Source organism: Pontibaca salina (assembly GCF_016307205.1).
Lineage (GTDB): Bacteria > Pseudomonadota > Alphaproteobacteria > Rhodobacterales > Rhodobacteraceae > Pontibaca > Pontibaca salina.
The window spans coordinates 456405-474157 of the sequence record NZ_JAEIJD010000001.1; the positions used below are offsets into that span (position 1 = coordinate 456405).

Genomic DNA, 17753 nt, shown 5'->3' on the forward strand with positions numbered 1-17753 from the left:
CCTTTTTCATTTATGGGGTCAGGTCGATGTTACTGACTGCTTGCCTCGCTATCGCTGTCAGCACCGTTCCCGCCTGACTGACCGTCATCGCCGCTGGCATTTTCACCTTCCGCCTTACTAGTCGCGCCATTCACCCCTTCCTTGGCGGCGGCGTCTTTTTCAGACCCCACGCCCGTCGGTGCTGGCCTCTGCTGCTGCATTTCTCCGATTCTCTGTTCAATCTCGGCCAGCTTAGCGCTGCGATCTTTCAGATTCTCACTGAGCGTGGTCACGATCTTTTGCAATTCGTCACGCTGCGTCTCCAGCGCGCGCAGGTCCGAAACCACCGCTGTCTGGCGCTTAGCCAAGGAAGCGACGTTTTCCTCTAGCGATGCTTTACGCGCTTCCAGTTCCGCCGTCGTCTTTTCAGCCTCTGCAACCTTATTGCTCAACTGCGCATCCCGCTCGACTGCCTTTTGCAGACGCTCCTCCGCTTCGGCGGTTTCTTCTGAAAGGCTTGCCGCATCTTCAGTTAAGGATGCCAGTGTCTGGCGTAGTTCGGCTTCGCGGGTGCGCGCCCCCTCCAACCGGGTGCCAACCTCTTTCAATTCGTCCGATTGTTGTCTGATCTGTTCGGTCAATTCGGCGCTGCGGCTTTCGAACCCCTCGATCTCTTTACGCAAGGGGGCCGCTTGAGCCGTCAGGCTGTCTATCTTTTTCTGGTTCTCGCTGATCTGCTCGTCCAGCGCGTCACGTTGTCCTTCCAGATTTTCCACCTCGGCGGACAGCGATTTCAAATCTTCTTGCACAAAATCGCGCTGCGTCGTCAGATCATCAATCTCGGGCTGCAATTCCGTCTTGCGCGCTTCCATCTGTTCAAGATCGCCGGCAACTGTCCGATGCTCTTCCAGATCGCTTTGCACTGCTGCGATGCGGTCCTGCATGCTGGTCTCGAGCCGGGTTCTAGAGATTCCGAAATAGGCCGCCAACAGCCAACCGATGACCGCAATGATTATGACAAAAACCAGCATTCCACCGGTGGCTTTCTTTGTTACTTCGGCCATTCTATCCCCTTTATTCGCAAAGCAGCTTGCGCAGCGCCAGCCCCTAGGTTCGAACGCAGCCAAACCCGCCCGGTTCCCTTGATCTCAGTCCGTTACACCCTTTTATCAAACGCGATGACATCCCGAAAGATTCTTAAGCCTGCCCTTTGTGATCACGCAATTTTATTCTGTGATCACAAATGCTGTTATTTCGGCATGAAACGCCGCTTTAACCAAGTTTTCATTTAACTTGGTCGGGTTAACCCCATATACCGCTTCGTAATCGCAGTCGGGCGGGCAGTTTCAGCATGAATATCCACGAATATCAGGCCAAAGCTCTGCTACGCAGCTTTGGTGCGCCGGTGCCGGATGGCCGTGTAGTATTGCGGGCCGAACACGCCAAAAGCGCAGCCGGCGAAATTGGCGGTCCGCTCTGGGTGGTCAAGGCGCAAATCCACGCGGGCGGACGCGGCAAGGGATATTTCAAGGAAGCGGACGCCGGGGAAAGGGGCGGTGTGCGGCTGGCCAGGTCTGTCGAAGAGGCCGCTGCCGAAACCCGCAAAATGTTGGGCCGCACCCTAGTGACCGAACAGACCGGCCCCAAGGGCAAGCAGGTCAACCGTGTTTACATCGAGGACGGCAGCCGCATCGTGAACGAATTCTATCTGGCGCTTCTGGTGGATCGCCAGGCCAGCCGGATCTCGTTCATCTGCTCAACCAATGGCGGCATGGATATCGAAGAGATCGCGGTCAGTACACCCGAAAAGGTTCTATCGTTCAGCGTCAACCCGGTAACGGGGTACCAATCCTTCCACGGTCGCCGCATCGCCTTTGCGCTGGGGCTGGAGGGGCGGCAAATCAAGCGCTGCGTCGCATTGATGGGGCTACTTTACCGGGCGTTTGTGGAAAAAGACATGGAGCTGCTCGAAGTCAACCCGCTGATCGTCACCGATACGGGCGGTCTTCAGATAATCGACGCCAAAATCAGCTTTGACGACAACGCGCTTTACCGCCACAGCGACATCGCCGACTTGCGCGACGAAACCGAGGAAGACTCCACTGAGCAGGAAGCTGCCAGACACGATCTGACCTATGTCGCATTGGATGGCGAAATCGGCTGTATGGTCAATGGTGCAGGTCTGGCCATGGCGACCATGGACATCATTAAACGCCACGGTGGCGAACCCGCCAATTTTCTGGATGTGGGCGGCGGAGCCACTGCCGAAAAGGTGACGGCGGCGTTCAAAATCATCACCTCTGACCCGAATGTCAAAGGCATACTGGTCAACATTTTCGGCGGCATCATGCGCTGCGACATCATCGCTGAGGGCATTGTCGACGCGGTGAAAGAAATCGGGCTGGAAGTGCCGCTGGTGGTGCGACTGGAAGGCACCAATGATGCGAAAGGCAAGGAAATCATCAACAATTCTGGTCTGGATGTGATTGCAGCCGTTGATCTGAAGGACGGCGCGCAGAAGATCGTGAAAGCGATTCAAGGTTGAAACAGGGCGGGCCTGTCCCGGTCTTTGAAACTACATGACGGGGCCAACCCCGTCCCCCAACGGAGATTCGCCGAATGGCAGTTCTCATCAGTGAACATACCAAAGTCATCTGTCAGGGCCTGACCGGTAGCCAAGGTACATTTCACACCGAACAGGCCATCGCCTATGGCACGAAAATGGTGGCCGGCGTCACCCCCGGCAAGGGCGGACAGACCCATCTGGACCTGCCCATTTTCGATTCCGTCCACAACGCCAAGGCAGCGACCGAGGCCGACGCCACCGTAATCTATGTCCCAACCCCCTTTGCCGCCGACAGTATCCTTGAAGCGATCGACGCCGAAATCGAACTGATCGTCTGCATCACCGAAGGCATTCCGGTTCTCGACATGATGCGGGTCAAGGGCGCGCTGAAGGGCAGCAAGTCACGGCTGATCGGCCCGAACTGCCCCGGTGTGATGGTGCCGGGTGCCTGCAAGATTGGCATCATGCCGGGTTCGATCTTCCAGCGTGGGTCGGTCGGCATTGTGTCGCGCTCGGGCACTCTGACCTACGAAGCGGTGAAGCAAACTACCAATGTGGGATTGGGCCAATCCACAGCCGTGGGCATCGGCGGCGACCCCATCAAGGGCATGGAGCATGTCGATGTTCTGGAATTGCTGCTGGGCGATGATGAAACCGAAAGCATCCTGTTGATCGGAGAAATCGGCGGCACGGCGGAAGAGGACGCCGCGCAGTTTCTAGCAGACGAACGCAAGAAAGGCCGCTGGAAACCCACCGCCGGATTCATCGCCGGGCGCACCGCACCTGCGGGGCGGCGCATGGGCCATGCCGGAGCGGTTGTCACCGGCGGCAAGGGCGGCGCAGACGATAAAATCGAGGCCATGAAATCTGCCGGCATCATTGTCGCAGACAGCCCTGCAACCTTGGGCGAAGCTGTTCTGGAGGCGATCGGCTGACATGCAACAGTTCTTTTCACGCACGATCCTGCGCCTCTGCCTTACTCTTTGCCGTATCGGTACCTGTTGTCGGCTCCGGGCCGTCGACCTACCTTTTTCACACCCCGCCTTATCTGGCTTTAACTCTTCTGAGGTATCGCAATGACCGACCAGTCTCCCACCGACCAGTTTCGTGCCTCGTCCTTCATGCAAGGTCACAACGCCGAATATCTGGAACAGCTCTATGCGCAATATGCCGGCAATCCAGCGGCAGTCGACGCCGCATGGGCCGAGTTTTTCCGTGAATTGGGTGACTCGGATCAGGACATCAAACGCGAAGCCGCCGGCCCGTCCTGGGCGCGGCGCGACTGGCCGCCCTCGCCCGATGACGATCTGACCGCCGCGCTCACCGGTGAATGGCCAACTCAAGAGGCTCGGGCAGCCGCGACCAAGATTGCTGGCAAAGCCCAGGAAGCACAGGTCGAACTGACCGAAGAAAAGGTGAAGCGGGCGGTACTGGACAGTGTCCGCGCGCTGATGCTGATACGGGCCTATCGCATGCGGGGGCATCTGATTGCCGATCTGGACCCGCTGAATATGCGCGACGAGTCCCATCATCCCGAACTTGACCCAAAAACCTATGGGTTCACCGATGCAGATATGGATCGACCGATCTTTATCGATAATGTACTGGGTCTTCAAATTGCGCCGCTACGGCAAATTATCGAGATTGTGCATCGCACCTATTGCGGCACATTCGCGCTGCAATTCATGCATATTTCCAACCCCGAAGAATCCGCTTGGCTGAAAGAGCGCATCGAAGGTTTTGGCAAGGAGATTCAGTTCACCCGTGAGGGGCGCAAGGCGATCTTGAACAAGATGGTCGAAGCCGAAGGGTTCGAAAAGTTTCTCCACGTCAAATATATGGGGACCAAGCGGTTCGGGCTGGACGGCGGCGAAAGCCTGATCCCGGCGATGGAGCAGATCATCAAACGCGGCGGCGCGCTGGGGGTCAAGGACGTCGTGATCGGCATGCCGCATCGGGGCCGCCTGTCAGTGCTGGCCAATGTGATGGGCAAACCCTACCGCGCAATCTTCAACGAATTTCAGGGCGGCAGCTTTAAACCCGAAGACGTCGATGGTTCGGGCGATGTCAAATATCATTTGGGTGCATCGTCCGATCGCGAATTTGACGGCAATGTGGTGCACCTGTCATTGACCGCCAATCCCAGCCATCTCGAAGCAGTAAACCCCGTCGTACTGGGCAAGGCACGCGCGAAACAGGACCAGAACAAAGACCCCGAGCGCACCACGGTCCTGCCGGTGCTCCTGCATGGCGATGCGGCCTTTGCCGGCCAGGGCGTCGTGGCCGAGTGTTTTCAGCTTTCCGGCATTCGCGGCCACCGCACCGGTGGCACCATGCATATCGTGGTGAACAACCAGATCGGCTTCACCACCGCGCCACATTTCAGCCGGACCTCCCCCTATCCAACCGACATCGCCCTGATGGTCGAAGCGCCAATCTTTCACGTCAACGGCGACGACCCCGAAGCGGTGGTCCATGCCGCGCGCGTCGCGACCGAGTTTCGCCAGAAGTTCAACAAGGACGTGGTGCTTGATATTTTCTGTTACCGGCGCTTTGGCCATAACGAAGGCGACGAGCCGATGTTCACCAACCCGGCGATGTACAAGGAAATCAAAAGCCACAAGACCACGCTTAGCCTTTACACCGAACGTCTGGTCGCCGACGGCCTAATTCCCGAGGGCGAGATCGAGGATATGAAGGCCGCGTTTCAGGCCAAGCTGAACGACGAATTCGAGGCCGGGAAGAACTATAAGCCCAACAAGGCCGATTGGCTGGACGGACGCTGGTCGCATCTCGACCGACTCGCGGGTGAGGAATACCAACGCGGCGAAACCTGCATCAAACGCGAGACTTTTGACGAGATTGGCCAGGCGTTGACCCGCGCACCCGAGGGGTTTGCCCTCCACCGCACGGTATCGCGCTTGCTGGACCATAAAAAAGACATGTTCGAAACCGGTCGGGGCATTGACTGGGCCACAGCCGAAGCACTGGCCTTTGGCAGCCTGCTGACCGAAGGTTATCCGGTGCGGCTGGCCGGACAGGACAGCACGCGGGGCACTTTCAGCCAGCGCCATTCCGCGCTGGTCGATCAGGATACCGAAGACCGTCACTATCCGCTGAACAACATTCGCAGCGGCCAGGCCCATTACGAAGTCATTGATTCGATGCTTTCGGAATATGCGGTGCTGGGTTTTGAATATGGTTATTCGCTGGCCGAACCCAACGCACTGGTGATGTGGGAGGCCCAGTTCGGCGATTTCGCCAATGGCGGCCAAATCATGTTCGATCAGTTCATCTCGGCAGGCGAAAGCAAATGGCTGCGCATGTCCGGGCTGGTCTGCCTACTACCGCACGGGTATGAGGGCCAAGGCCCCGAGCACTCAAGCGCCCGTCTTGAGCGGTTCCTGCAAATGTGTGGTCAGGACAATTGGATCGTCGCGAACTGCACGACTCCAGCCAACTATTTCCACATCCTGCGCCGCCAATTGCACCGTGATTTCCGCAAGCCATTGATGCTAATGACCCCGAAATCGCTTCTGCGTCATAGGCTAGCGGTCAGCCGAGCCGAGAACTTCATCACCGGATCGTCTTTTTACCGCGTATTGTGGGATGATGCCGAAAAGGGGCTTTCGGATACCAAGCTGTTGGCAGACGACAAGATCCGCCGGGTCGTGATGTGTTCGGGCAAAGTCTATTATGATCTGCTGGAAGAACGCGACGCTCGTGGCATTGACGATATCTATCTGCTGCGCGTCGAACAGTTCTATCCGTTCCCAGCACTTAGCCTCGTCAAGGAACTTGATCGTTTCAAGCAAGCCGAAATCATCTGGTGTCAGGAAGAGCCCAAGAACCAAGGCGCCTGGTCGTTCATCGAGCCCAATATCGAATGGGTGCTGAACCGGATCGGCGCCAATTACAACCGCCCGCGCTATGTCGGACGGCCCACATCCGCCTCGCCCGCAACCGGTCTGGCCAGCCAGCACAAACAGCAACAAGAAGCCCTCGTCGACGAGGCGCTGACCATCGAAGGAAATAACTGACATGACCACCGAAGTCCGTGTGCCCACCCTGGGAGAGTCGGTCACCGAGGCCACCATTGCCACCTGGTTCAAGAAGCCCGGTGACGCCGTGGCGGTTGACGAAATGCTGTGTGAGTTGGAAACTGACAAGGTAACCGTCGAGGTGCCCAGCCCCGCAGCCGGAAAACTGGCCGAGATCGTCGCAGCCGAGGGCCAGACCGTCGGCGTCAATGCATTGCTTGCCACCGTATCCGAGGCGGGCGCGGGTGAAACTGACAGCGCGGCAGTTGAAGACAAGACCGAGGCCACGTCCAAACCCGAACCGAAATCCGCACGCAAGGACAGCGATAATGGCAAAATGAACGTGACTGTCCCGACACTGGGCGAAAGCGTGACCGAAGCCACCGTTGCCACTTGGTTCAAGAAAATCGGGGATGACGTGGCGCAGGACGAGATCCTGTGCGAGCTGGAAACCGACAAGATCAGCGTCGAGGTTCCCGCCCCCATCGGCGGCGTTTTATGTGAGATTATCGCCCCCGAAGGCACAACAATTGCGCCCAAGGGGAAACTGGCGATCATCAGCGGCGCTGCCGATGGCGCGGTCGAACCTGCTCCGCGCCCGGGCGTCGAAGACAGCACGCAGGCAAAGGAAACGGTGGCGCAGCCGGCCCGCACCGATATCGAAGACGCGCCCTCCGCGAAAAAGGCGATGGCCGAGGCCGGCATCTCCCGCGATCAGGTCACCGGCACCGGGCGCGACGGGCGCGCCATGAAAGAAGACGTCGTTAAGGCTAAGAAAACCCCCGCCCCGGCCCCCGCCTCCGCCGAAGCCCCGCCAGCCCCGCGCGCTCCGGTTCCCGCAGAGGACGCCGCGCGCGAAGAACGGGTCAAGATGACCCGCCTGCGCCAGACCATCGCGCGCCGCCTCAAGGAAAGCCAGAACACCGCTGCGATGCTGACCACCTATAACGAGGTCGACATGAGCGCGGTGATGGAATTGCGCAGTCAATACAAGGACGTGTTCCAGAAGAAACATGGCGTCAAACTCGGCTTCATGTCGTTCTTTACCAAGGCGTGCTGCCATGCCTTGAAAGAGGTGCCCGAGGTCAATGCCGAGATCGACGGCACCGATGTGGTCTACAAGAACTTTGTGCATATGGGCATCGCCACCGGCACCCCCACCGGTCTGGTGGTTCCGGTAATCCGCGACGCAGATTCCATGTCCTTTGCTGCCATTGAAAAGGCGATCGCCGAAAAAGGCGCCCGCGCCCGCAACGGCAAACTGTCGATGGCCGATCTGCAAGGCGGCACCTTCACTATCTCGAATGGCGGTGTCTACGGCTCGCTGATGTCTTCGCCGATCCTGAACCCACCGCAATCGGGCATCTTGGGCATGCACAAGATCCAGGATCGCCCAGTGGCGATCAACGGCGAAGTGGTGATCCGCCCGATGATGTATCTGGCACTGTCCTACGACCACCGCATCGTCGACGGCAAAGGCGCAGTCACCTTCCTCGTCCGCGTGAAAGAGGCGCTGGAAGACCCGCGCCGGATGTTGATGGATCTGTGATGGGGCGGCGGGAATGAACCCCGCCCCGGCGCAACCTGACAAACGGAGACAAACCATCAGATTTCTTGGCTCTTCAAACAGATCCTGGCACCAGGCCATATTCTGCCGCTATCTTGCAATTGTCGCGGTTCGAAAGCGCAACCGCCACAATTCGCACGGTTCTGTTTTTGCGCCAACCAATCAGGGAAGACATGACCCCAGAACTTACCGTCCTCACCCTCGTGGCGCTGCTGCAAGTGGTGCAATATGCACTCTTTGCGCTTCCCGCCAATCTCGAACTCGGCGCCGCCTATACCATGTCCCCGCGCGATACCCCGCCTCCGCGCGGCCTTTCGGCTCGCACCGGGCGGCTGCAGCGCGCCCTGAACAACCATTTCGAAGCGCTGATCCTGTTCACCATCGCCTGCGTGGTCGTCACCCTGTCCGGGCAGTCCACTGGTTTCACCGCAGCCTGCGCGTGGACCTATCTGGCCGCCCGCGTCCTCTACGTTCCCGCCTATGCCATGGGGCTCGCCCCGGCGCGCTCGATCATCTGGAGCGTCGGCTTCTTGGCGACGGTGCTCATGTATTTCTCCGCCCTCATCTGAACTTCTACTTGCAGTGAAATATCCCGGGGGAGTCGCGCAGAGCGCGGCGGGGGCTGGCCCCCCTGACCTGGCTCAAATAAAGGATAACGCATTATGGCAAAATACGACGTCATCATCATCGGTTCCGGCCCCGGCGGCTATGTCTGTGCCATCCGTTGCGCGCAACTGGGTTTGAAAACCGCTTGTGTCGAGGGCCGCGAAACGCTGGGCGGCACCTGCCTCAATGTGGGCTGCATTCCCTCCAAGGCGTTGCTGCATTCCAGCCATATGCTGCACGAGGCCGAGCATAATTTCGCAGCCATGGGCCTCAAGGGCAAAAGCCCGTCGGTCGATTGGAAGCAGATGCTGGCCTATAAGGACAACACCATCGCGCAGAACACCAAAGGTATCGAATTCCTGTTCAAGAAAAACAAGATAGACTGGCTCAAGGGCTGGGGCAGCATCCCGGAACCGGGCAAGGTCAAGGTCGGCGACGAAATCTACGAGGCGAACCATATCGTCATCGCTTCCGGCTCGGACTCCTCTACCCTGCCCGGCGTCGAGATCGATGAAAAAATCGTCGTCACCTCGACTGGCGCGCTGGAACTGGGCAAGGTGCCCAAGAAACTTGTGGTGATTGGCGCGGGGGTGATCGGGCTGGAACTGGGCAGCGTCTATTCGCGCCTCGGTGCCGAAGTGACTGTGATCGAATATCTGGACACAATCACGCCCGGCATGGACGGCGAGGTGCAGAAGACCTTTCAGCGCCTGTTAAGGAGACAGGGCCTGACCTTCGTCATGGGCGCGGCGGTGCAAAAGGTGGACGCCACCAAAACCAAGGCCAAGGTGACCTACCAGCTGCGTAAGGATGACAGCGACCACCAGATTGAGGCCGATACCGTTTTGGTCGCCACCGGGCGCAAACCTTTCACCGACAGGCTGGGCCTTGACGCGCTGGGGGTCAAACTGACCGATCGCGGCGAGATCGCGGTGGACGCGCGCTGGCAGACCAATGTCGAGGGCATCCACGCCATCGGCGACTGCATCACCGGCCCGATGCTGGCCCACAAGGCCGAGGACGAGGGCATGGCCCTCGCCGCTATACTTGCCGGCAAGCACGGCCATGTGAACTACGGCGTGATCCCCTCGGTCATCTATACCCACCCCGAGGTCGCTATGGTCGGACAGACCGAGCAACAGCTCAAAGAGGAAGGCCGCGCCTACAAGACCGGCAAGTTCCCGTTCATGGGCAACGGTCGGGCCAAGGCCAACTTTGCCGCCGATGGATTCGTCAAGATTCTCGCCGACAAGAAAACCGACCGCATTCTTGGCGCGCATATCATCGGGCCCAGCGCGGGCGAGTTGATTCACGAGATTTGCGTTGCGATGGAATTTGGCGCAAGCGCCGAGGATCTCGCCCTCACCTGTCACGCGCATCCGACCTATTCCGAAGCGGTGCGCGAGGCGGCGCTGGCCTGCGGCGACGGGGCGATCCACGCCTGAACTCCATGCAGCGCGCGGCGGATGGCTTTAGCTTCGTGCGACCTGCCGCGCCTCTTCCATCAGCGCATCGCTGCGCGTCTCGATACCTTGTTCCAGCCGCGCCATGAACTCGGCGCGTTTAAGGCCAGGTGGGATCGGCTCTAGGAACTCGACTACCGCCAGCCCCGGCTTGCGCATCACGCCCCGGCGGGGCCAGAACAAACCGACATTGGTCGCCGCCGGGACACAGGGCTGGTTCAATTCGCCATAAAGCACCGCGCTGCCTGCCTTATAGGGTTTGTGCTCTCCCGGCGGCACCCGCGTCCCTTGCGGATAAATAACCAATTGGCCCGGATCGCGAAATTCGCGCGCCACATCTTCGACCATCCGGGCAATCGCCACCCCGCGCTTGCCGCGATCGACCGGAACACAGCCCAACCGCTTGGCATAAAGCCCGATGATCGGCGTGCGCAAGAGCTCCTTTTTCATGATGAACTTGGGCCGCGGCAGCGCATGGAAAATTATCAGAATATCCAAAAACGACTGATGTTTGGCGGCGACCATCACCTCGCCCTGTGGCACCTCGCCCCGCACTTCTGTGCGCAGACCCAGCATCCAGCGTGCCGAAAAGAACACCCAGCGGCAATAAGCCTTACAGGCCGCAAATGCGCCTTCGCGCGATACCAGCGCCCAAGGCGCAAAGACCATGCCCAGCACGAACATCACAAGATAGATTTGTATGGTGAACAACAGCGACACCAGCCAGCGCAAACCCTGTTTCATCAATTCAGTGCCCCCAAACAGCGGCGGGTGGCGCGCAATGTCGCAAGAAACGCCACCGCCGCCGCCAACATTGGGATCAGCAGCGGCAGCAGCCAGCCCGCCCCTTGAAACCCCAACCCGGTCAGAAAACCGCCCTCATCCGAGGCCGCGGGCAGCAATATCACGCCGCCGATGCCCAGTACTGTACCGACCCCGGCACCGCTCAGCGCACGCAGGGTAAAGCGGCGCATGAAAGCCTGCGCAATATAATCGTCGGTCGCGCCCACAAGCCGCAGAACCTCGATCACCTGCGCATTGGCTGCCATCGCCGCGTTGGCTGCCAGCGTAATCATCGCTCCGGTCGCGCCGACAATCAGCAAAAGCGAGATCCACCCCAGGCGCCGCAGCGACAGGGCCGCGTCGACCAGCGGCCGCCGCCAGCGCGAGTGGTCGTCCAGCACCGCGCCCGGCACTTCGGCGGACAAGCGCAAGCGCAATCCCGCAAGGTCATAAGGCGGATCCTCCGCGATCACCTCGACCAGTTGCGGCACCGGCAACTCCTCCAGCGCCAGATCTGGCCCCAGCCATGGCGCCAGCAGCGCGGCCTGTTCCGCCTCACTCAGCGCGCGGGCGCTCGCAACGCCCTCGGTCTGGTTCAGCACTTCCAAAGCCGCCTCGGTCTGGGCGGCGCGCTGATCTGGGGCGGCGCTGATCCGCAGAGTGGCAGCGTGCGCCAGTTCTCCGGCCCAGCGGTCAGCCAGCCGCCCTGTGGCCAGCGAGAGTGCCAGCGCAAAAACCGCCAGAAATGCCATTGCTGCGGCGACGAATAGCGTCAGGCGCGCGGTGATTCCGTTGGGCGGCACCATACGGTCGGCCTGCGCATCGCCCAGAACGAAGGCACGGATCGTACCCCGGCTCACAGGTCGGCCCCCGCCAGATGCAATTGACGATTCGCGATCCTCAGAACCCGGGCCTGTACCTGACTTTTGGCGGCGCGGATCAGCGCGAGGTCATGGCTCGCAACCAACACGGTCTTGCCCATTTTGTTCAACTCGATCAGCAGTTGCAGCAAGCGCTGGGACATTTCCCAATCGATATTGCCGGTGGGTTCGTCGGCCAGCACAACATCCGGCGACAGGATCACCGCGCGGGCCAACGCGGCGCGCTGGCGCTCGCCGCCCGACAGTTCCGGCGGCAGCGCCTCGGCACGCTGTGACAGGCCGACCCAATTCATCAGATCATCTAGGTTCTGGCGCTGTTGCTCCTTGTCGTGCCCCGACACGATCAAAGGCAGGGCAATGTTATCGGTCAGCGGCAAATGGTCGAGAAACCGGCAGTCCTGGTGCACCACCCCGACACGGCGACGCAGCAGTGCCATCTGGTCGCGATCCAGCCCCGCCATGTCGGCGTCAAAGGCCCGCACGCGCCCTGTCGTGGGCTGCAATGCGCCATAGCACAGCTTCATCAGCGTGGTCTTCCCAGCCCCCGAAGGCCCGGTCAGGAAATGGAACGACCCCGGCGACAGACGCACCGACACATCGCTGAGCAATTCGCCCCCGCCATAGCTGTAACCGACATTCTCAAGCTCGATCAAACGCGCCCCCTGTCACATTGCGCCTTCTTGCCCCAGCGCTTGGACAGTTTCAATGCCCGCGGGTCTTTGGTGAAGATCTGTCGTTGATTGATTCTTTGTCCTTTTCGCGTAAACGCATAAAGTAAGCTCAAAACAGGCCCGCGAACACACGGGAACGGATACGGTAGATGCGACTGACATGCCCCCATTGCGATGCCCAATACGAGGTTCCTGACGCGGCGATCCCGCCCGCAGGACGCGATGTGCAATGCTCTAATTGCGGCAATACATGGTATCAGCGCCATCCTGATCAGCCCGAAGATGAACCAAGCGCGCAACGGCAGGGTGATGCACCCCCACCGGAAGCACCAAACGAACCCGCCCGCCGCCGCCTGGACCCCGAGGTCGCAGAGATCCTTCGAGAAGAGGCCGAGCATGAGACCCGGCTACGCATTTCAGAGGCTCAGGCCGGGTTGGAAAGCCAACCGGATCTGGGTCTTGATGCCGCCGCCAGTCCCACGTCGGGCAAAAGCGACCGCGAAACGCCCAGCTCCAGAACCTCCACCAAATCAAAGAAGCCCCACCCCAAACACAACCTTTTGCCCGATCTGGAAGAGATCAGTTCCACATTGCGCGTTTCCAGCCCTGTCGATCACGGTCGCCGCGCCGCTGCTCCGGTGGATGCGCCGCGGCGCCGCAGGTTCGTACTGGGTTTTGCGCTGACCCTGCTACTGGCTGCGATTTTTCTACTGATCTATTTGAATGCAGGACGGATCGCGCAGACGGTGCCACAGGCCGAACCGGCACTTGCCGCATACTCGCAAACGGTCACCGGAGCGAGAATCTGGCTGGAATCCATCGTCGTGGCAATCATAGCGCGATAAAATGGCTGATCGCGAGGATTTGACGATCAGAAACGCTCCAACAGGCGTTGCAGGTAATCGCGCTCAGTTTTCGAGCGCTCCCCCTCGCCGGAACGACGCCGGATTTCGTCCAGCAACTCACGCGCGCGGCGATAGATGTCCTCGCCCTGTAACAAGCCCTGATCCGTTCCCACCGAGCCGCGCTGTCCGGTCTCGCGACCCAACGGATCGCGCCCATCGGCGCGGCGACTTCCGGCGCCGGTTTCTCCCTCGCCGGGCTGAGTCCGCCGGTTCTGCGCCAGTGCCTCACCCAAATCTCGCATCCCTTCGCGCAGCGCTTCCATCGCTTCGGATTGCCGGTCGATCGCACCGGCATAGTCATCCTCGCGCAAGGCAGTTTCGGCGTCGTCCATTGCCCGTCCGGCCCGCTCAAGCGCCCTGCCGGCTGCATCCCCTTCGGGGCTGCCTTGGGCTGGCAATTGACCCTGCTGGCGGGCCAATTCATCGCGCAATGCCCGCTGCCGGTCGGCCAAGGTTTGTTCCTGATCCTGCTGGCCATCCCGACCCGGCGCGCCGTTGGGGCCGAACCGGTCTTGCAGATCACGGAATGCCTGATCGGACAGACCCTGCTGTTCGCGCAGGGTCTCGGCCAACCCTTCCATCGCCTGCTGCCCCTCGGACGGGCCGCCCTGCCCTTGCGTGACGCGCATATTGTCCATCATCTGCTGCAATTCCTGCAACGCCTGCTGGGCTTCGGCCATGCGGCCCTGCTCCATCAGTTCCTGAATCCGGTCCATCATGCGTTGCAGATCATCTTGACCCATCTGGATCGAGTTTTCAGCGTTCTGCTGTTCGTCGCCCTCCTGCGGTTGCTGCTGCGCCAATTGGCGCAGATAGTCCTGTGTGGCGTCGCGCAGTTCCTGCATCAGGTCGGCAATCTCCTGATCCGAGGCCCCGTTCTTCATCGCCTCGCTAAGCCGTTCCTGCGCGCGGCGCAGCCGCTCCAGCGCATCCCCCAGATCGCCTTCTTCCAACAGCACTGCAAGATCCCAGAGCGCCGCAGCGATCTCGTCGCGATGCGCCTTGTCCAGTCCGTGATGGGTGAAGGTTTCCAGCCGCCGCAGGATCACCCGCAGTCGCAGATAGGTGGTTTGTGAGCGAAAGATGTCCTCGGGTCGATGCGACACCGCGCGAAGGATCTGTGCCACTCGAGGCGCATTGGCCTGCGACCACAACAGATCACGGCGCTGTTCGATCACCGCCGCCGCCATCGGGTCGAAGAACCGTCGCGCCGGCAATGGCGTGGCAAAGGGCGCGGTTGCCGTGACATGGCCTGCAGCATCATTCGCCGTCAGTGTTATGGTGACTGGCAGATTGGCCCACGGGTGCTGCGAAAAATTCTCAACCAGGGTTTCACCAAACTCTGCCCGGTCGCCGGTGATCGGCAGGGGCAGGGGTACGGTGATGTTTTCGCGCGGCTCAGGGTCCGGGATCAGCCCAAAGCGGCGGTCGATCATTTCGAGATCCAGCGCGATCACCGCCTGCCCGCCGGTCACGCCGTAATCGTCGCTGGCGCTAAAGGGCAGCGTCATTTCTCCCGAGGCCTCGGCGCTGGCCGGACCGGCGACGGCAATCTCAGGCGGGATATCCTTGATCACATCTATCGACCACTTGCGCCCGCCGGGGCCGCTGATGCGCAATTCACCATCCCGTTCGACGGTAAATTCCTGCTGTGGGTCGGCAGCCGAGGGTATCGCTGCGTCTTCGCCAGTGCGGCCGGAAACCGTCTCGGCCAGCGTCAGCGCCCCCACTTCGCCATAGAAGCGCAGAATGATCCGGCTGCTTTCTGGCACACTCAAATCAGGTTTATTCAGATCACTTAGGTAGAGTGTCGGCTTTCCGGTATAGCGGGGCGGTTCGATCCACCCTTCCCAAGTCGGACCGCTGGCCAGTCCGGTGCCGCCACCGGGCACCATTCCGGCCACGGTTCCGACACGCCAGACCGACCCGAACAACAGTGCCACCAATAACGCCAGCAGCGCCACATAGCGCAAGGCATAGGGATCGCGTGGAGCCAGCCGCAGGTCAGGCCGCGCAGGCCGGGCCCCCGCTGCCCGTTGCGCCATACGGGCCTGATGCGCCTGCCAAAGAGCAACCGAGTCCGCATCGCCTGCGCCAATTGCCTGCCTGTCGAGAATTGCGGCGATCGGCCGTCCGGGGAGGGTTGCATCCAGCCGTGCCAGTGCATCCGTACGGGTGGGCCACTGGAAGCGCCGGATGCCAAGGGCAAAGGTCACGATCAGCCCCAGCACCCCGATGACGAAACCGCCCCAGACCAATTCGATGGGCAGATGGTCCTGCAGCCCCAGCATAAGCGCGGCCAGCGCTGCCATCGCCACGGTCATCAATGGCCAGAATGCCCGCAAGGCCTGCTCGGCCAGCAGGCCGGCGCGCGTCAGCGCCAGCGGCTGCGCAAGCTTGCGCAGCACCGGGTCTGAACGCGTGGGGTTGGCCATCGAGACTCTCCGTCAGGCCGCAGCGCGCGATTGCGTTACAGCCACTCCGGGATAGTATCGCGATTCATCATTTCGTCAAAGGTCGGCCGTCGGCGAATTACCGCGAACTGATCGCCCTTGACCAGAACCTCGGGGATCAACGGGCGGGCGTTATATTCGCTGGCCATCACCGCGCCATAGGCGCCGGCACTGCGAAAGGCGATCAGATCGTCCGCCTTCAGAACCGGCAAATTGCGTTGACGCGCAAAGGTGTCGCCGCTTTCGCAAACCGGACCAACGACATCATAAGGTTGCTGTGGTGTGCCCGGCGCAGGTTCGATCACCGGGACGATTTCATGATAGGCATCATACATCGCGGGCCGGATCAGGTCATTCATTGCACCATCCACGATCAGGAAATCACGACCTTCGCCGGATTTCAGGTAAATCACCTTGCTGACCATGATTCCGGCATTGCCGGCAATCAGCCGCCCTGGCTCGATCTGGATTTCGCAACCAAGATGGCCCAGCACACGCTTGACCATCTCGCCATATTCCACTGGCAGCGGCGGCGCTTCGTTTGAGCGCTCATAGGGGATACCCAGCCCGCCGCCCAGATCCAACCGCCTGATATCGTGCCCTTCGGCGCGCAATGTCTCGGTCAGAGCGGCCAGTTTGGTATAGGCCTGCTCGAACGGGGCGAGATCGGTCAACTGGCTGCCGATATGCATGTCGATGCCAACCACCTCTAGCCCCGGCAGCCGCGCCGCATGGGCGTAGACCGCGGAAGCACGCGAGATCGGAATGCCGAACTTGTTTTCCGACTTGCCGGTCGAAATCTTGGCATGGGTTTTCGCATCAACGTCGGGGTTTACCCGGACAGTGATCGGCGCAACCACGCCCAGCTCCAGCGCGACGGCGTTAAGCGTCTCCATCTCGGGCTCGGATTCGATGTTGAACTGAAGGATCCCGCCCTGCAAGGCAACGCGCATTTCCTCGGCGGTCTTGCCAACGCCAGAAAATACGATGCGCTCCCCCGGCACTCCGGCGGCACGGGCGCGAAGATATTCGCCCTGACTCACCACATCCATTCCTGCGCCGACATCAGCCAGCGTTTTCAGGATTGCCATATTTCCAGCCGCTTTCATCGCATAGCAGACCAGATGGTCCATGCCGCTCAGCGCCTCGTTGAACAGGTGATAATGGCGCAGCAGGGTCGCGGTGGAGTATAAATAAAACGGCGTGCCGACTTGCGCCGCGATTTCGGCGACCGGTACGTCCTCGGCGTACAATGCGCCGTTGCGATAGAGAAAATGATCCATAGGGCGGAATTAGGAGAAACCGCGCTCAGGATCAAATGGTTTCCGCTCAGTGCACCGGCCGCGTGCGCAAAAACAGATAAAGCGGCAGGCCGCACCCGATTCCCATCACCAGGGTCGCCGGAATGGCGATTAGCGCAATCCAGTTACGCCGCACGGCAATTTCCGCTAAAACCCAGACCGTTAGGGTAACAACGGCCAACGCCAGTTCCCAGGCCAGGCCACCATTTGCTGCACCGACGCGCAAAGGATTGGCCAGATGAGAAACATCAAATCCGCCTTCAAGCGCCCAGCGACCGAACCAGTACAGCGAATGCACCGCCCCCAAAACCGCAAGCGCCAAGTAAATCTTGCGCAATCCGGACATCACAAGCCGACATAAAGCGATACCGGACCCTGATGCATTCCGACATTTCCACGCGCATGCACTCCGCCCCCCGCCGAAACGCCAAGTCCGGCGCTCATCGTCGGTCGAACCGGATCGCCGTCAACGCCGCAACTTGCCAGCAACAATGCTGCGAACAGGAGCCCTATGCTTGATTTCATGTTCAGCCCTCCT

15 protein-coding genes are annotated in these 17753 nt (G+C 60.4%); 7 read left to right on the plus strand and 8 right to left on the minus strand.

Annotation, left to right across the window (positions count from 1 at the left end; translation table 11 throughout):
- Positions 1-29 precede the first annotated feature (29 nt).
- A complete protein-coding gene (locus tag JAO82_RS02325; protein ID WP_198684710.1) occupies positions 30-1043 on the minus strand; it encodes a coiled-coil domain-containing protein in 1014 nt (337 codons plus the stop codon).
- 287 nt (positions 1044-1330) lie between these two features.
- On the opposite strand from JAO82_RS02325, the gene sucC reads away from it, so the two are divergent.
- From sucC to lpdA, 6 genes are all read left to right on the plus strand, one after another.
- On the plus strand, positions 1331-2524 hold the full coding sequence (gene sucC / locus JAO82_RS02330) for an ADP-forming succinate--CoA ligase subunit beta (protein ID WP_198684711.1): 1194 nt from the start codon (positions 1331-1333) through the stop codon (positions 2522-2524).
- Positions 2525-2598: 74 nt separating this feature from the next.
- Positions 2599-3480 carry a succinate--CoA ligase subunit alpha gene (gene sucD / locus JAO82_RS02335; protein WP_198684712.1) on the plus strand — a complete coding sequence of 294 codons (882 nt, stop codon included), beginning with the start codon at positions 2599-2601 and terminating at the stop codon, positions 3478-3480.
- A gap of 141 nt (positions 3481-3621) precedes the next feature.
- The gene (locus tag JAO82_RS02340; protein ID WP_198684713.1) at positions 3622-6585 is read left to right on the plus strand and encodes a 2-oxoglutarate dehydrogenase E1 component; all 2964 of its coding nucleotides are present in this window, start codon (positions 3622-3624) and stop codon (positions 6583-6585) included.
- A gap of 1 nt (position 6586) precedes the next feature.
- Positions 6587-8134 carry a 2-oxoglutarate dehydrogenase complex dihydrolipoyllysine-residue succinyltransferase gene (gene odhB / locus JAO82_RS02345; RefSeq protein ID WP_198684714.1) on the plus strand — a complete coding sequence of 516 codons (1548 nt, stop codon included), beginning with the start codon at positions 6587-6589 and terminating at the stop codon, positions 8132-8134.
- A gap of 191 nt (positions 8135-8325) precedes the next feature.
- Positions 8326-8721 carry an MAPEG family protein gene (locus JAO82_RS02350; protein ID WP_198684715.1) on the plus strand — a complete coding sequence of 132 codons (396 nt, stop codon included), beginning with the start codon at positions 8326-8328 and terminating at the stop codon, positions 8719-8721.
- Between the two features lie 93 nt (positions 8722-8814).
- Positions 8815-10203, plus strand: a complete 1389-nt coding sequence (gene lpdA / locus JAO82_RS02355) for a dihydrolipoyl dehydrogenase (protein ID WP_198684716.1) — start codon at positions 8815-8817, stop codon at positions 10201-10203.
- A gap of 27 nt (positions 10204-10230) precedes the next feature.
- Here lpdA and JAO82_RS02360 read toward each other — a convergent pair whose 3' ends face one another.
- Genes JAO82_RS02360 through JAO82_RS02370 form a run of 3 tightly spaced genes read right to left on the minus strand, consistent with a single transcriptional unit; the run spans position 10231 to position 12538 of the window.
- On the minus strand, positions 10231-10965 hold the full coding sequence (locus JAO82_RS02360; protein WP_198684717.1) for a lysophospholipid acyltransferase family protein: 735 nt from the start codon (positions 10963-10965) through the stop codon (positions 10231-10233).
- A complete protein-coding gene (locus tag JAO82_RS02365) occupies positions 10965-11864 on the minus strand; it encodes a cell division protein FtsX (RefSeq protein ID WP_198684718.1) in 900 nt (299 codons plus the stop codon). Before JAO82_RS02365 ends, JAO82_RS02360 begins: the two co-directional genes overlap by 1 nt.
- Complete coding sequence (locus JAO82_RS02370; protein WP_198684719.1) at positions 11861-12538, minus strand: cell division ATP-binding protein FtsE; 678 nt, start codon at positions 12536-12538, stop codon at positions 11861-11863. Before JAO82_RS02370 ends, JAO82_RS02365 begins: the two co-directional genes overlap by 4 nt.
- Positions 12539-12705: 167 nt before the next feature.
- Here JAO82_RS02370 and JAO82_RS02375 point away from each other — a divergent pair, with 167 nt between their 5' ends.
- The gene (locus JAO82_RS02375; protein WP_198684720.1) at positions 12706-13401 is read left to right on the plus strand and encodes a zinc-ribbon domain-containing protein; all 696 of its coding nucleotides are present in this window, start codon (positions 12706-12708) and stop codon (positions 13399-13401) included.
- Between the two features lie 26 nt (positions 13402-13427).
- Here the strand turns inward: JAO82_RS02375 and JAO82_RS02380 are convergent, their stop codons facing one another.
- The 4 genes from JAO82_RS02380 to JAO82_RS02395 are packed head-to-tail and all read right to left on the minus strand — an operon-like array spanning position 13428 to position 17740.
- The gene (locus JAO82_RS02380) at positions 13428-15896 is read right to left on the minus strand and encodes a TIGR02302 family protein (protein ID WP_198684721.1); all 2469 of its coding nucleotides are present in this window, start codon (positions 15894-15896) and stop codon (positions 13428-13430) included.
- A 35-nt stretch (positions 15897-15931) separates the two neighbouring features.
- Positions 15932-17197, minus strand: coding sequence for a diaminopimelate decarboxylase (lysA, locus tag JAO82_RS02385; RefSeq protein WP_198684722.1), 1266 nt, complete (start codon positions 17195-17197; stop codon positions 15932-15934).
- A gap of 46 nt (positions 17198-17243) precedes the next feature.
- On the minus strand, positions 17244-17561 hold the full coding sequence (locus JAO82_RS02390) for a DUF2834 domain-containing protein (RefSeq protein ID WP_198684723.1): 318 nt from the start codon (positions 17559-17561) through the stop codon (positions 17244-17246).
- On the minus strand, positions 17561-17740 hold the full coding sequence (locus JAO82_RS02395) for a hypothetical protein (protein WP_198684724.1): 180 nt from the start codon (positions 17738-17740) through the stop codon (positions 17561-17563). The genes JAO82_RS02390 and JAO82_RS02395 overlap by 1 nt, the downstream gene beginning before the upstream one ends.
- Positions 17741-17753 lie beyond the last annotated feature (13 nt).

Coding starts and splice junctions, on each gene's coding strand:
- JAO82_RS02325 (WP_198684710.1), bottom strand. CDS start 1,043: ATGGCCGAAGTAACAAAGAAAGCCACCGGTGGAATGCTGGTTTTTGTC.
- sucC (WP_198684711.1), top strand. CDS start 1,331: ATGAATATCCACGAATATCAGGCCAAAGCTCTGCTACGCAGCTTTGGT.
- sucD (WP_198684712.1), top strand. CDS start 2,599: ATGGCAGTTCTCATCAGTGAACATACCAAAGTCATCTGTCAGGGCCTG.
- JAO82_RS02340 (WP_198684713.1), top strand. CDS start 3,622: ATGACCGACCAGTCTCCCACCGACCAGTTTCGTGCCTCGTCCTTCATG.
- odhB (WP_198684714.1), top strand. CDS start 6,587: ATGACCACCGAAGTCCGTGTGCCCACCCTGGGAGAGTCGGTCACCGAG.
- JAO82_RS02350 (WP_198684715.1), top strand. CDS start 8,326: ATGACCCCAGAACTTACCGTCCTCACCCTCGTGGCGCTGCTGCAAGTG.
- lpdA (WP_198684716.1), top strand. CDS start 8,815: ATGGCAAAATACGACGTCATCATCATCGGTTCCGGCCCCGGCGGCTAT.
- JAO82_RS02360 (WP_198684717.1), bottom strand. CDS start 10,965: ATGAAACAGGGTTTGCGCTGGCTGGTGTCGCTGTTGTTCACCATACAA.
- JAO82_RS02375 (WP_198684720.1), top strand. CDS start 12,706: ATGCGACTGACATGCCCCCATTGCGATGCCCAATACGAGGTTCCTGAC.
- JAO82_RS02380 (WP_198684721.1), bottom strand. CDS start 15,896: ATGGCCAACCCCACGCGTTCAGACCCGGTGCTGCGCAAGCTTGCGCAG.
- lysA (WP_198684722.1), bottom strand. CDS start 17,197: ATGGATCATTTTCTCTATCGCAACGGCGCATTGTACGCCGAGGACGTA.
- JAO82_RS02390 (WP_198684723.1), bottom strand. CDS start 17,561: ATGTCCGGATTGCGCAAGATTTACTTGGCGCTTGCGGTTTTGGGGGCG.
- JAO82_RS02395 (WP_198684724.1), bottom strand. CDS start 17,740: ATGAAATCAAGCATAGGGCTCCTGTTCGCAGCATTGTTGCTGGCAAGT.